Here is a 13,496-nt window from a genome sequence, read left to right as displayed (position 1 = left end):
TGTTTGCCAGTTCACCCGACGTAGCCATTGTAGAACCAGACGGATGGTAATGACCTGAAGGAAGTTATGGACCGTATGCGATCGTTGAAACACGAACTGTTCCACTCGATTCGCCGATCCACCGGCGGGATTTCAGCGCTGCTGCTTTGCGCGTGCGTGCTAACGGGCTGCGCGTTGCCCTCGCTCGAAAATCGCACGGAGTCGACCGCGTTGACGCCCTCGCAAGCCGCTTCCACGAAGCTCGGCCGTGCCGTCGCCCCTGGGCTTGCAACGCATGCGGACTTGACGGGTATCTATCCGCTCTCGGATGCGCATGTGGCGTTTGCGGCCCGCATGGATCTGATCCGCTCGGCGCAGCGTACGCTCGACATCCAGTACTACATCTGGCGCAACGATCTGACCGGCACGCTGCTGCTCGAAGAACTCCATGCAGCCGCCGATCGCGGCGTGCGTGTGCGCCTGCTGCTGGACGACCTCGGCATCCCCTCTTCTCTCGACCCGACGCTGGCCGCGCTCGAAGCGCATCCGAACATCGAAGTTCGCCTGTTCAATCCGTTCGTGGTTCGCAAGCCCAAATTCATCGGCTTCCTGACGGACTTCTCCCGCGCCAATCGACGCATGCACAACAAGTCGCTGACCGCGGACAGCACGGCGACCATTCTCGGCGGCCGCAACATCGGCGACGAGTACTTCGACGCCACCAACGGGGTCGTCTTCGCGGACCTCGACGTGCTGGCGGTCGGACCCGCCGCGGCCGACGTGGCACGAGACTTCGACCGCTATTGGGCGAGTGCGTCGGCCTATCCCGTCGAGCGGATCGTGCCGCACGCGGACGCGGGCCAGCTCGGCGAGCTTGAACGCAAGGCAAAGGCCATCGAACAGGACCCGGCCGCCGAAGCCTATATGGAGGCGTTGCGCGGTCCGCATGTCGTGCAGAAGATGCTGGACGAGACGTTGCCGTTCGAATGGGCAAAGACAGAGATGATCAGCGATGACCCCGCAAAAGGCCTGAACAACGCGCCGCCGGAGGCGCTCATTTCGCATCAGTTAAGGGAAGTGCTGGGCGAGCCCACGCATGAACTCGATCTGGTGTCGCCTTATTTCGTGCCGGCCACATCGGGCACGCAGCACCTGACCGGGCTCGCAGCGCGCGGCGTCGATGTGCTCGTGCTGACGAATGCGCTCGAAGCGACGGATGTCGCCGCGGTTCATTCCGGCTACGCGAAACGGCGCATCGAACTGCTGACCGGTGGCGTGCACCTGTACGAATTGCGGCGCTCGCCGATAAGCCATCAGAAGAAAGAACAGTCGCCGGGGCCCTTCGGCAGTTCGGGCTCCAGTCTGCATGCGAAAACTTTCACGGTGGATTCTCGCCGGGTATTCGTGGGATCGTTCAATTTCGATCCGCGCTCGGCGCATCTGAATACGGAACTCGGGCTCGTGATCGAGAGCCCTGAACTGGCCAGCCAAATCGAGGCGACCTTCGTCGCGCTCGTTCCGCAACTCGCCTATTCGGTGCGGCTCGACGAGAACGGCAAGCTCTATTGGATCGAGCGCAACGGCGACAAGGAAATCCGCCACGACACGGAACCCAATACGACCTGGTATGCGCGACTGGGCGTGTGGATGATGTCTATTCTGCCGATCGAATCGCTTTTGTAATCGCTCTTGCAATCGTTTTTGTAACCGTATTTTTCATTCACTTTTGTAAGCATCACGCTGCAAGTTATTGATCGTACGCATTTCGAACCGGCGCAATCCGATTTTCAGCCGAATGGAGATAGTTCGCATTTCACTTTTGATCCTGCCTACCTATACTGTCTACTCGCCGCCGCACGGAAAGTCCAAAAACTATCTGGAGGGGATCGATGTTCTCTCGCAAGCCGGGCAATCAAGAAGACTCCGCTCATCCGTTCGCCTGCTTCTGCCAGAAGTCGGAGATCGAATTCCTGAATAACCGGATCAGCGCCGATCTTTCGCGACGTGGCTTTGTCACCGGCATGGCCGCCTCCATGCTGACGCTCATCCTGCCGAAGCTCGCCAGTGCGCAAACTGCGCCTCTACCCGTCAGCCCCACGCGCCCTGTCCTCTTTACCAACATCAGGCTGTTCGATGGAAAAACCGGCACATTGCGCGACGGTCTCTCTGTGCTCGTGGACGGCAATCGCATTCACAGCGTGACGCCAGGCAAGCCGGCGGTGGCCGACGGCACGCAGATCATCGATGGCGGCGGCCGGGTGCTGATGCCCGGCCTCATCGATATGCACTGGCATACGATAATCGCCGCGCTGCCGCTACAGGCCGTGCTGACCGCCGACATCGGCTTCCTGCATCTGGCCGCGAGCGCCGAAGCCGAGCGCACATTGATGCGCGGCTTCACCACGGTGCGCGATGCGGGCGGCCCCTCGTTCGCGTTGAAACAGGCCATCGACCAAGGGATCATTTCGGGCCCGCGCATTTATCCGTCCGGCGCGATGATCACCACCACGGGCGGTCACGCCGACTTCCGCTCGCTTGCGGATATCCCCAGATCCGGCGGCAAGCTCAGCAGTTCCGAGCAAACGGGCGGCAGCATCATCGCTGACAATGCCGATGAAGTCCGGCAGCGTGTGCGCGAACAGTTCTTGCAGGGCGCCTCGCAGATAAAAATCGTGGGTAGTGGCGGCGTGTCCACACCCCGCAGTCCGTTGGACATGCTCACTTTCACCGAGCCGCAACTACGCGCGGCCGTCGAGACCACTGCGGATTGGGGCACCTATGTAATGGTGCACGCGTACACGCCGCCGGCAGTCCAGCGCGCCATCGCGGCGGGTGCGCAGTGCATCGAGCATGCTCATTTGATGGACGACGCGACAGCCGCATTGATGGCGAAGAACGGCACATGGCTTAGCATTCAGCCATTCGTCAGCGAAGAGGACACCGTTCCGCTCACCGGGCCCAGCCATGAGAAGATGCTCGCGGTTTTCGCGGGCACCAATAACGCTTATACGCTGGCAAAAAAACACGGGATCAAAACGGCATTCGGCTCGGACCTGCTGTTCTCGCCCGTGCTCGCCGCGCGTCAGGGCACGATGTTGACACACCTGCTGAGCTGGTACACGCCCGCCCAAGCATTGAAAATGGCGACGGCAACCAACGGCCAGCTGCTCGCGCTGTCGGGACCGCGCAATCCGTATCCCGGCAAACTAGGGGTGATCGAAGACGGCGCGATGGCCGATCTGTTGCTGGTCGACGGCAATCCGGTCGAGAACCTCGCGCTCCTCGCCGATCCGTCGAAGAATCTGCTCGTGATCATGAAAGACGGGACGATCCACAAGAACACGCTCAAGGTGTGAGAACTCGCAATTGCCGGGCAGTGCGCCGCGCAGTTGCGAGCCCTACGAGAAGTGCCGCTGAGCCACCCCGTGATCGAAACGATCAGAACCGTCGGAAATCCCGGTCGCGCAAAGGATCGGGGCCTCGCTGCGTTTCACGCAGAACGCCGCTGGTATCGAACGAAAAGCTGAAAAGCATATGCGTGATGTTGTTTTCCACGTAGCGATACGACCAGACTTCGCGTTGTGAAAGCCGGAAAAACGAGGTTTGTGCAGGCCGGCCGAAATTGACCAGTACATCTTCACGTGTCCATTTCCCTATTTGTGCACGATTGAATTCGCTGATCTGCAACACCTGACGCACGTTCACGATCTTGCCGGATGAGTCGATATCGGCGGCGACTGTCGTCGTGCCCATCGGCTGGGTGGGCCACATGAGCCGCCGCCCGCCATCCGGCAGTTCATAAACTTCGCGCGGCGGCCCCATGCGCGCAATGATCGCCGACTGATCCTGACCGGCCTGAAATTGCTGCCACGGCTGTACACACGCTGCCAGCGTCAGCGCCGCAACACAGATCGCCGCGACGCGACGCACAGGCAACGACCCACGCGCCGCCGGCGCGGCGGAGTCGGCAAGACGAGCAAAGAAGGCGCGCATGAGTTCCTCCGGTTACGTCGAGTAGCGCGATGAGCGGTGCAACCACACCCGAGATATCCGCGTCGCCGGTTCCGTTCGCGAGTCACCCCCACACCGCCTGTGTGCGCCGGGGATGACGCCCGGAGTGACGCCATCGATCAGGCTCGAAGCCTGATGATTGCGAGCCGCATTCGTGGAAGACTGCGATTACTGCACGAGCCGGGCCCTCAGGCGCGAGTATTCGTCTTCCGAAATCGATCCCGCCGCCTTCAACCGGTCGAGTTTTTCTATTTCGTCCGCCGCGCTGAAGCCAACCACTTGGCGCAGATCGTCCCTCATCTGTTTGGCCCGCGCCTGCTCGCGTTCGGCCATCCCACGGTGTTGCGTCAGGAGGTAGGCGAAAATGCCGATATAGGGCAACACGATAAGCAGGATCACCCAAAGAACTTTGCGCCACCCCGACACATCATGACGGCGAAACAGGTCACTCGCCACCGTTATGAACAACCAGAACCACAGGATGAACATGAAAACGGAAAAGATGTCGGCCAGAAAATTCGGGAATGTGAAACCACCGTCAAAGAGCATACTTGTTCTCCAGTCATTCGGATTGCGATTGAAAGGCGTAACAAAATATCTACGTATGGTCACCCGCTACGGACAGCTCGCACGGTCAGCGCAGTGGCGCTGGCAATTTACCATGAGAGCGAGTTCGCATTCCATCTTCTCATCGGGCTTTTCGCCGCTTGATACCCAACTTTTAAACTTTATAGCCTATATCCGCAGCGTGACGCGAAGTTTTTTAGCAGTCCTGGGATCTGGCTCGATGGTTAGCACCGCTGTCAATCGCGAAACTGTTAAATCAAACTTGCGTTGCAACATCGTGCGCACGATGCAAGCTCAGGCCGGTAATGATGCACTGGTGATATGCCGTTTCATTCGTTGCGCCTGCCGGTAGACCGCCTGCATCAGCAGTGCGGTATTGTGCGAAGGCGGAGAGAACTTCGAATAGACAAAGGTCGAAACCAGTTCGAGTTCTTCGATCAGCGGTCGGATCACACAATCCTGTCCGTGCGCTGCGAATTCGTCGACGATCGCGAGTCCGAGGCCGCCTTTCACAAGCGCCATGGCCTGATCGGCACGCGTGACATCCACGATTGACTGCAGTTCTACATTCGCTTGCTGGCACGCTTGCGCGATCATCGTGCCGAACGGAATGTCGCGCCTGAAGAGGATCATGGGTTCATCCACCAGGTCCGCTAGTGCAATGCGCTGCTGGTCGGCCAGACGATGGCCCGGCGGCACCGCGCAGACCATCCGGCCGCGCATGAACGGCACCACGTCGAGATGTTCATGCTCCATTGGCGTGGAGGACACCGCGACATCGACGGCCTTGCTCAGCACTTCGAGCGGCATTTCGGCCATTAACGTGGTGTGCCAGTCCACGCTGAGGCCCGGCAATTGCCGCTTCAATTCGACGATCGCGGGCGCCACGATCGACATCGCCAATGACGGACTGCAGGACACCCGCAGCAGGCTCGCGGGCCCGAGCGACAACGCCCGCGCAAACTCATCGACGCGCAACGCCGCCTGATACACCTGCTCGACTTCCCTGAAAAGCGCCTGCGCCTCCGCCGTCGGCACGAGCCTGCCCTTGGTGCGTTCGAACAGACGCAGCCCCAACGTGGTCTCGGTGTGAGAGACGAGCTTGCTGACCGCCGGTTGCGACACATAAAGCATCTTCGACGCCGCATTGATCGAGCCGGTCAGCATGACCGCCCGAAACACCTCCATCTGCCTGAGCTTGAACCGCATGCGGCCTCCAGAACCCGTAACCGTCGGTATTAACTAAAAGTTATAGGGTAACCGAAACTCGGCATACGACAGCCGGACGACATCTATCTAGTATCTGCTCACAGGGAGACAGCCCTTCCCGAACTGCCCGCCGGGCGCCGCCTCGCCCGGCGTGAAGCGCGCCTCGACATGGGCAAACCGGCGAGTCGCGAAGTCCGCCGACAAGCAAAACAAAGGAGACACGATGAATCAGGCAACCCAGTCAGGCGTCGCTGCAATCGACGCCGGCATCAGCGCACGGCGAACGCGCACCCGCTTCGGCATCCTCGCGCTGCTGGCGGTCGGCACGATGATCAATTATCTGGATCGCAGCGTCGCCGGCATTGCCGCGCCGAGCATGAGCCACGAACTCGGCCTGAATCCGGCGTTGATGGGCGTGATCTTTTCCGCGTTTTCGTGGACGTACACGGCGGCGCAGATTCCCGGCGGCGTGATGCTGGACCGTGTCGGCACCCGCTGGACGTATTTCTTCGCGCTGACGTTCTGGTCGTTGTTCACGGGATTGCAAGGGCTCGCGGCCGGCTTCGTCTCGCTGCTCATCATGCGTTTGCTGATCGGCATCGCGGAAGCGCCGTGCTTTCCCACCAACAGCCGCGTGGTCGCCGTATGGTTTCCGCAGAGCGAGCGCGCCCGCGCGACGGGCGTGTACACCTTTGCGGAATACGTCGGGCTGGCTTTCCTGAGTCCATTGCTGTTCTGGCTGCAGCAGGAATATGGATGGCGCGCGCTGTTCGGCATAGTCGGGACCGTCGGGGTCGTGTTCGCGTGGGTGTGGCTCGCGCGCTTTCACGAGCCGCATCAGTCGAAGCACGCGAACGCGGCCGAACTCGATTACATCGCGGATGGCGGCGGCGTCGTGGACGGCAGCCAGCAGGCGACGCGCTTTCGCTGGTCGGACCTCGGCGCGCTACTCAAGCGGCGCAGCATGCTGGGCATCTGTCTCGGCCAGTTCGCGTGCAACTCCACCAATGTGTTCTTTCTTACGTGGTTCCCCACCTACCTCGTGGCGGAGCGCCATATGCCCTGGCTGAAAGTCGGGCTGGTCGCGGTGCTGCCGTTCATTGCCGCGTCGGTCGGCACGCTTGCCGGCGGCTGGATCTCCGACGCGATGCTGCGCCGGGGCATCTCGCTGAACTGGTCGCGCAAGCTGCCCGTCATCGTCGGGCTGCTCGCGGCGTCGAGCATCGTGCTCGCGAACTATGTCGAGTCCACCGCGGCCGTGATCGCGATTCTCTGTGTCGCCTACTTCGCGCAGGGCATGTCGGCGCTCGCGTGGATGATCGTCTCGGACATCGCGCCGAAAGGTTTGCTGGGACTCAGCGGCGGTGTGTTCAATCTGTTCGCCAATGCCGCGGGGATCGTCACGCCGCTGGTGATCGGCCTGATCGTCAACGCCACGGGTTCGTTCGTGTACGCGCTGGCCTTCATTTCGGCCGTCACGCTGGCTGGCGCGCTCTCATACATCTTCGTAGTCGGCGACATCAAACGCATCGAACTACGCAACACCATTTCTTAACGTAAGGAAGCATCGAACAATGACTCGCTCTCTCGACGGTAAAGTCGCCATCGTCACCGGCGCGGCGCGCGGCATCGGTCTGGGCATCGCTCAAAAGCTGAAAGCCGATGGCGCACGCGTGGCCGTGTGGGACCTCAATGTCGCCGACTGCAATGCGCAACGGCTGGGCTTCACACCGGACCACCTCCAGCAAGTGGACGTGGCGTCCGCCGAATCCGTCGAACAGGCCTTCGCGGCCACGCTCGACGCATTGCGCCAGGTGGATATTCTCGTCAACAACGCGGGGATCAACGGACCGGTGGCACCGTGCTGGGAGTATCCGGTGGAGGCGTGGCAACGCGTGATCGCGGTGGATCTGAACAGCGTGTTCTACTGCTGCCGCGTCGCCATCCCGCACATGCGCGCGCGCGGCGGCGGCCGGATCGTCAATGTGGCGTCGATCGCGGGCAAGGAAGGGGTGCAGTTCATCTCGGGCTATTCGGCGGCGAAAGCTGGCGTGATTGCGTTCACCAAATCCGCGGCGAAGGAACTCGCCAAAGACAACGTGCTGATCAATTGCGTCGCGCCGGCGATGGTCGAAACCGAACTGTTCAGCGAGATGTCGGACACGCACATCGAGGCGAGCAAGGCAAAGATTCCGATGGGACGCTTCCTTCAGATCGACGAGGTCGGCGCGATGGTCAGCTGGATCGCCAGTCCCGAATGCAGTTTCACGACCGGCTTCACGTTCGATCTGACCGGCGGGAGGGCTACCTATTGAACGCGCCAACGATCACGCCGAAACTCGCGGTCGCGCATCTGACCGCGCTGGAACTGGCGCCGCAGGAGTGGGTACGGCAAGCGGCGCGCGCCGGATTCGGCGCGGTGGGACTGCGGATGAACCCCACCGCCGCGGGTGCGATCGCGTATCCGTCGCGCACGGGTAGCGACGCGCATCTCGCGCTGCGGCGGCGGCTCGCTGACGAGGGGATGACGGTGCACGACGTGGAGTTCATTCCGTTGCTGCCCGATATCGATGTCGCGTCGTACGCGGCGATGTTCGACGCGGCGGCCGATCTCGGCGCCCAATGCGTGACAGTCTCGGGCGACGACCCCGATGCCGCGCGTCTCGCCGCAAACCTTGCTGCGTTGTGCGAGCTGGCGGGCCAATATGGCTTGCGTGTCGATCTGGAATTCATGCGCTGGCGTCATGTCGGCACGCTGAAACAGGCGCGCGCGGCGGTCGAGCGAGCCGGCAGCGCGAATCTCGCGATTCTCGTCGACGCGCTGCATCTCGCCCGCTCGGGCGGCTGCCCCGACGACCTTCGCGGGTTGCCTGACGGGATGCTGCGCGCCGTGCAGCTTTGCGACGCGTCGCAAGACGAGCCGGTCGGCGATGATGCGACAATCCTCGAAGCGCGCACAGGCCGCTTGCCGCCGGGCAGCGGCGTGTTGCCGCTCACCGGATTGCTGGCCGCGCTGCCCGCCGGTACGACGCTCGGCGTGGAGATGCCGCTGCCGTCGCTGCCCGCCAAGGATCGGCTCGAACTCGCCTACCAGAGCACGCGCGCACTTCTCGACGTTGCGCGGCGCCGTGAAGAATCACTCGGAGCATCCCGTCAATGAATATTTTCGACGAACAGAAGATCGACTGTCACAACCATGTGTTCGACCCCGCGCGCTTTGCGTATCGGGACGACACCGCTTACCGGCCCGCGCTGCAAGAGATCGGCACCGCTGCGCAGTTCTCTCATCTGATGGACGCGTGCGGTGTTCAGCATGCGCTGCTGGTCGGACCGACGAGCGGCTACCGTACCGACAACCGCTGCATGCTCGATGCAATCGCGCGAGGCGGTGGTCGCTTCAAAGGCATTGCGGTGGTCGAGCACGACGTGAGCCGTGCGGAACTCGTCGAGATGAAAAGCGCGGGCGTGGTGGGCGCCGCGTTCAATCCGGCGATGGACGGTGTCGACTCGATGAAGAGCGCTGACGCCCTCTTCGACACGCTGGCCGACCTCGACATGTTCGCCCAGATCCAGACCGTGGGGGATCAGCTGGTCGCGTTGCAGCCGCTGATTGACCGGACCCGCACGCGGCTTCTCATCGACCACTGCGGCCGCCCCGAACTCGCGGCAGGCGTCGATCAGCCAGGCTTCCAGGCGCTGCTGCGTCTTGCCGACAACGGCCGTACCGCCGTCAAGATTTCGGGGCTGCAGAAATTTTCGCAGCTCGCCTATCCATACGAAGACGCGCAAGTGTTCGCACGAGAGCTTCTTCGCGTGTTCGGACCGGACCAGTGTGTCTGGGGCTCGGACTGGCCGTTCCTGCGCGCGCCGCAGCGGATGGACTACGCACCGCTGCTGACGCTCGTTCAGCGTCTCATTCCCGACGCCGGCGCGCGTCGGCGCGTGATGTGGACGACCCCGCGCAAGCTGTTCGGCTTCGCGCCTGGCGCCGGCAACGAAGATTGACAGTCCCACGCGACGTGAGCGAATTCTCGTCGTCACTCGGGTAACACGCCCGAATACCACCTCATCGGACAAAGTCGGCTTGCGCGGCTCCCCGGTCAAGAACCGCGGAATTGCGTAAGCCGTGTTCCGTTCAGCCTGACCGCGCATCCTGCTGTAGATACTTATGCGCGAACGCGATCGCCATGCTCCCCTCACCCACCGCCGACGCGACACGTTTCACCGGGCTCAATCGCACATCGCCACAGGCAAACACGCCGGGCACGCTCGATTCGAGCAGGTACGGATCGCGGCTGTACGACCAGCGCCCCGCCTTCACGACGTCGTCGCCGGTGAGCACGTAGCCGCGTGCATCGCGTGCGATCTCCGCGGGCAACCAGCCGGTCTCGGCATCGGCGCCGATGAACACGAACAATCCGCCGCAGTCATGCCGGCGCACTGCCCCGCTCGACGCATCGCGTACATCGATCGCGGCCAGATGTGTTTCGCCAAATGCGCCGACGACTTCCGCTCGCAGTTGCACCGCCACGTTGGACTTGCCGCGAAGCTGCTCGACCAGATAGCGCGACATGCTCTTCTCCAGCGAATCGCCGCGCAGAATCAGCGTGACCATGCGCGCGTGATTGGCAAAATACAAAGCGGCCTGGCCGGCCGAATTGCCGCCGCCGATCAGATAAACATCGAGCCCATGCGTCGCGCTCGCTTCGCTGCGTGACGCGCCGTAGTAGATGCCCTTGCCGATAAACCGGTCGAAGCCGTCTATCAGCAAGCGCCGCCACGTCACGCCCGTCGCGAGAATGATCGTTTTCGCGCGGATCACGTCACCGCCGTCGAGGTGAACCTGACGATCTTCAACCGCGATTCGCGCGACCGAGCGCGTGACCAGTATCTCGGCGCCGAGCCGCCTTGCCTGCTGCAATGCACGGCTCGCGAGTTCGTCGCCGGACACGCCGTTGGGAAAGCCCAAATAGTTCTCGATGCGCGACGAGGTGCCGGCCTGGCCGCCTGGCGCTTCGCGCTCGAGCACGATCGTACGCAATCCTTCGGACGCTCCGTACACCGCTGCCGCGAGACCAGCCGGGCCGCCGCCGATGATCATCGTGTCGTATTCGGCGAGGTGGGGCTGCGTCTGCAAGCCGAGCAATTCGGCCAGCTCACGCGTCTCTGGCCGGTTCAGCACGGTGCCGTCGAACAGCCGCACCGCGGGACATTGCTCGTCGGCCGGACAGGTTCCCGGCCAGCGCGCGGGCAGTTCGGGCGCATCCGGCGTCATCCAGTCGTAGCTGATCTGGTTGCGGGCCAGAAACTGGCGCAGCGCGGTACACGCGTTGTCCCAGCGATTGCCGACCATCGTGACGCGCAGCTTGGGCGGCTCGGCCGACAAACCTTGCAGGCCGCCGATGCGCTCACGCGCCAGTGCCCCCATCTTGACCGCCACGTCCGGCGACGCGGCAGCCAGCGCGTAGTAACGCTGAGCGTCGACACGCATCACACGCGAGGGCTCCGCAGCTCGATACGCGCCGGGAAACGGCGAACTCAGCGCGAGCGGCACTTCGCCGAAAATGGTCCCGGGCAGACGCCAGCCGAGCGTGCGCTCGATGCCGTCGAACGTCTTGATGACTTCCATCTTGCCGGCGAGCACGGCGTACAGCGCGCGCTCGCCGCCTTCATGAACTGCGAACTCGCCTGCGCATAGATGGAGGTCGGCGGAGGTGTGCGCGAGATGGTCCAGTTCGTCGTCGGCGAGTGTGGCGAATAGCGGGACTGCCCGGATGTCGTCGATTGTCAGCATGGTTTTCGTCGAGCAGGCAAATGAAGTGAAGGCCGGTCCTGGCGGACTTTAGCTCCGAAGACGCGCTACCGTGCCGGCCAGTATCCCTGTGTCAGTGGACAGTGTAGTCCCGGTTTTTCACGTTTCCAGATTTTCATTTGGGCAAGCCCGCAAAGCGGCGACGGTCTCCTCGTGAAGAATGGTGGCAGGCGATGGGCGTGCATCGATACTTTGCGCGTCGCTTGTCCATCATTTGCATTGCCGAGATCCGTTGCCCGGCTTCAGCTTCGCTGCCGGCGCGTGTGTAAGCGGCCCGTGCCCTCGACATCTCGCTGTACCTCGGTGATTTGCCCGCTTTTGCCAACGGGGTTCGCGATGAAATCACTTTGCGGAAGCAGCAGCGCCGGATTAGTGCATACACCGGCCGCCTTGTGGCTGCCAGTGAGTCCGATTCTGACGGCTTCACTTCCGTGAGTGGCCGCCGCACGGATCTCCGTGTCGCTGCAACCGGATGCTTCGAGGAGAGAAGGCGGTAGGTCCTGCCGGCATTCCGGCCGCTTCTTCGCAATTCGCTCACCGACAGTCGCCGGATAACCGCCCGGCATCGATGCGAGTTGCTGACGCGCCCGCCCGGCAGTGTCGACGTTCAACGCAATCGCTTTCTCATACGCTTCTCGGGCTTCTTTCTCGTTGCCATCATCAGCCGCCTTCATGTTTCGACCGGTCGACGCCGCGCGCTGCGGTCGTAAGGCGTCGCCCAGGTTCACGAACGCCTCCTGATAACCGGGATCGAGTTCCACTGCTTTCGTAGCCTCTGCGCGTGCCTGCGCGCGAAAATCGGTCAGCGCAGCAGTCTTCGGTTCGGCATTGATGCTCGCAGCCGCGAGCGCGTTGTATGAACGAGCGAGCGCATTGTGCGCGGGTGCATAAGATGGGTTCCTGGTAACTGACGCCTTCAGCACGTCGACACCGGCCTGATAACAGCCTAGATCGTTGAGTGCCACGCCCCAGTTGTAATAAGCCCATGACACTGCCTTCTCCCACGATTTGTCCCGTTTGCTCTGCTGGTCGATCTTGCTCGCATGCCTGATCGCACCTTCGTAGTTCCCGTCCAATTCATCGAGCTTGGACAACATGAGTTCCGCCCAGGGAGCGTTGCTCTTCGTACCCGGCGTTTTCGGGTTGTCAGTCGAAAGGTGGAGCGTGGACAACATCCGCTTCGTCCAACTCGTGTTGCGCTTCGATTCGTGCGACTCCTCTCCCCCGCCAGCGGCAATCTGGCCGTATTTCTCTCGCGCTTCGTGAAAGTCGCATTTCGCCTTTTCAGAAAAACATTCGCGTTGCTGGTTTTGCAGAAGGTTATCGGCATAGAGCAAAGCGCTCTGGTGCTTGAGTATCTCCATCGCCGCATCCCGGAGCGTTTGCTCGAGCGCTTGAGTATCAGTCGGACCATGTGCGGACGTCTCGCTGGTCCTTCGCCCGGACGGCGTTTTGTTCGCAGCCGTGCGATGAATCACCACCGCCTCTCCTTGCGAATCCCGAAGCGTGAGTTCGACGGAGAATCCCGCCGACGAGCCGGTCACACTTCCAAATAGCGACGAGTCGAGCTTCAACACCATTCGCGCGTACCCGATCAGCGAACGCACGGAAAGCCCGGTGTCCGGCACCGAGAAGTCTGGAAAATCCAGTTCGGACAGGACCTGTTCGCCGTCTGCGGTTTCTGGCGTGACGCCTTTTGCCGTGGTGCGCAGTTCGCTCAGCGTATCGACCAGCATGCGCTGGAGTGTCTGTTCCGTGAAGCCGTTCTTCCTGAACGACTCCGACACCTGAATGGGTTGAACGACCGTCGCAGGCTCGGCAAAGATGCGAAAAGCGCCGACCACGAGGAGTGGAACGGCAACGCCGTAGCCAAACGCCTTGGTCGGTGTAAAGAACTCCATGGCTATCTCCAGGGACG

General features: G+C 62.1%; 12 protein-coding genes. 7 read left to right on the top strand and 5 right to left on the bottom strand.

What is annotated here, in order from left to right:
• The first annotated feature begins 75 nt into the window (after positions 1-75).
• Together FVF58_RS38210 and FVF58_RS38205 are read left to right on the top strand one after the other, a co-directional pair.
• On the top strand, positions 76-1,662 hold the full coding sequence (locus tag FVF58_RS38210; protein WP_149674861.1) for a phospholipase D family protein: 1,587 nt from the start codon (positions 76-78) through the stop codon (positions 1,660-1,662).
• A gap of 206 nt (positions 1,663-1,868) precedes the next feature.
• On the top strand, positions 1,869-3,335 hold the full coding sequence (locus FVF58_RS38205; RefSeq protein WP_149674860.1) for a metal-dependent hydrolase family protein: 1,467 nt from the start codon (positions 1,869-1,871) through the stop codon (positions 3,333-3,335).
• An 82-nt stretch (positions 3,336-3,417) separates the two neighbouring features.
• Here the strand turns inward: FVF58_RS38205 and FVF58_RS38200 are convergent, their stop codons facing one another.
• The 3 genes from FVF58_RS38200 to FVF58_RS38190 all read right to left on the bottom strand — a co-directional run bounded on the left by FVF58_RS38200 (position 3,418) and on the right by FVF58_RS38190 (position 5,766).
• Entirely contained in the window at positions 3,418-3,972 is a 555-nt protein-coding gene (locus FVF58_RS38200; protein WP_246217375.1) for a hypothetical protein, read from the bottom strand.
• Between the two features lie 186 nt (positions 3,973-4,158).
• Positions 4,159-4,539, bottom strand: a complete 381-nt coding sequence (locus FVF58_RS38195; RefSeq protein ID WP_149674859.1) for an SHOCT domain-containing protein — start codon at positions 4,537-4,539, stop codon at positions 4,159-4,161.
• A 312-nt stretch (positions 4,540-4,851) separates the two neighbouring features.
• Entirely contained in the window at positions 4,852-5,766 is a 915-nt protein-coding gene (locus FVF58_RS38190; protein WP_149674858.1) for a LysR family transcriptional regulator, read from the bottom strand.
• Between the two features lie 223 nt (positions 5,767-5,989).
• Between FVF58_RS38190 and FVF58_RS38185 the strand changes: the two genes are divergently transcribed.
• Genes FVF58_RS38185 through FVF58_RS38170 form a run of 4 tightly spaced genes read left to right on the top strand, consistent with a single transcriptional unit; the run spans position 5,990 to position 9,771 of the window.
• Complete coding sequence (locus FVF58_RS38185; RefSeq protein WP_149674857.1) at positions 5,990-7,321, top strand: MFS transporter; 1,332 nt, start codon at positions 5,990-5,992, stop codon at positions 7,319-7,321.
• A 19-nt stretch (positions 7,322-7,340) separates the two neighbouring features.
• The gene (locus FVF58_RS38180) at positions 7,341-8,081 is read left to right on the top strand and encodes an SDR family NAD(P)-dependent oxidoreductase (protein ID WP_149674856.1); all 741 of its coding nucleotides are present in this window, start codon (positions 7,341-7,343) and stop codon (positions 8,079-8,081) included.
• Positions 8,078-8,926: a sugar phosphate isomerase/epimerase family protein gene (locus tag FVF58_RS38175; RefSeq protein ID WP_246217374.1), complete on the top strand. Its 849-nt coding sequence runs from the start codon at positions 8,078-8,080 to the stop codon at positions 8,924-8,926. The genes FVF58_RS38180 and FVF58_RS38175 overlap by 4 nt, the downstream gene beginning before the upstream one ends.
• On the top strand, positions 8,923-9,771 hold the full coding sequence (locus FVF58_RS38170) for an amidohydrolase family protein (protein ID WP_149674854.1): 849 nt from the start codon (positions 8,923-8,925) through the stop codon (positions 9,769-9,771). The genes FVF58_RS38175 and FVF58_RS38170 overlap by 4 nt, the downstream gene beginning before the upstream one ends.
• Before the next feature lie 130 nt (positions 9,772-9,901).
• Here FVF58_RS38170 and FVF58_RS38165 read toward each other — a convergent pair whose 3' ends face one another.
• Both FVF58_RS38165 and FVF58_RS38160 read right to left on the bottom strand, forming a co-directional pair.
• On the bottom strand, positions 9,902-11,560 hold the full coding sequence (locus FVF58_RS38165; RefSeq protein WP_149674853.1) for an FAD-dependent oxidoreductase: 1,659 nt from the start codon (positions 11,558-11,560) through the stop codon (positions 9,902-9,904).
• A gap of 260 nt (positions 11,561-11,820) precedes the next feature.
• The gene (locus FVF58_RS38160) at positions 11,821-13,059 is read right to left on the bottom strand and encodes a tetratricopeptide repeat protein (protein WP_188131063.1); all 1,239 of its coding nucleotides are present in this window, start codon (positions 13,057-13,059) and stop codon (positions 11,821-11,823) included.
• A gap of 25 nt (positions 13,060-13,084) precedes the next feature.
• Between FVF58_RS38160 and FVF58_RS51840 the strand changes: the two genes are divergently transcribed.
• On the top strand, positions 13,085-13,369 hold the full coding sequence (locus tag FVF58_RS51840) for a hypothetical protein (RefSeq protein ID WP_188131062.1): 285 nt from the start codon (positions 13,085-13,087) through the stop codon (positions 13,367-13,369).
• Positions 13,370-13,496: the final 127 nt, after the last annotated feature.

It is taken from the genome of Paraburkholderia panacisoli (assembly GCF_008369935.1).
Taxonomy (GTDB): Bacteria; Pseudomonadota; Gammaproteobacteria; order Burkholderiales; family Burkholderiaceae; genus Paraburkholderia; species Paraburkholderia panacisoli.
This window is presented reverse-complemented; position numbering and strand designations above follow the sequence as displayed.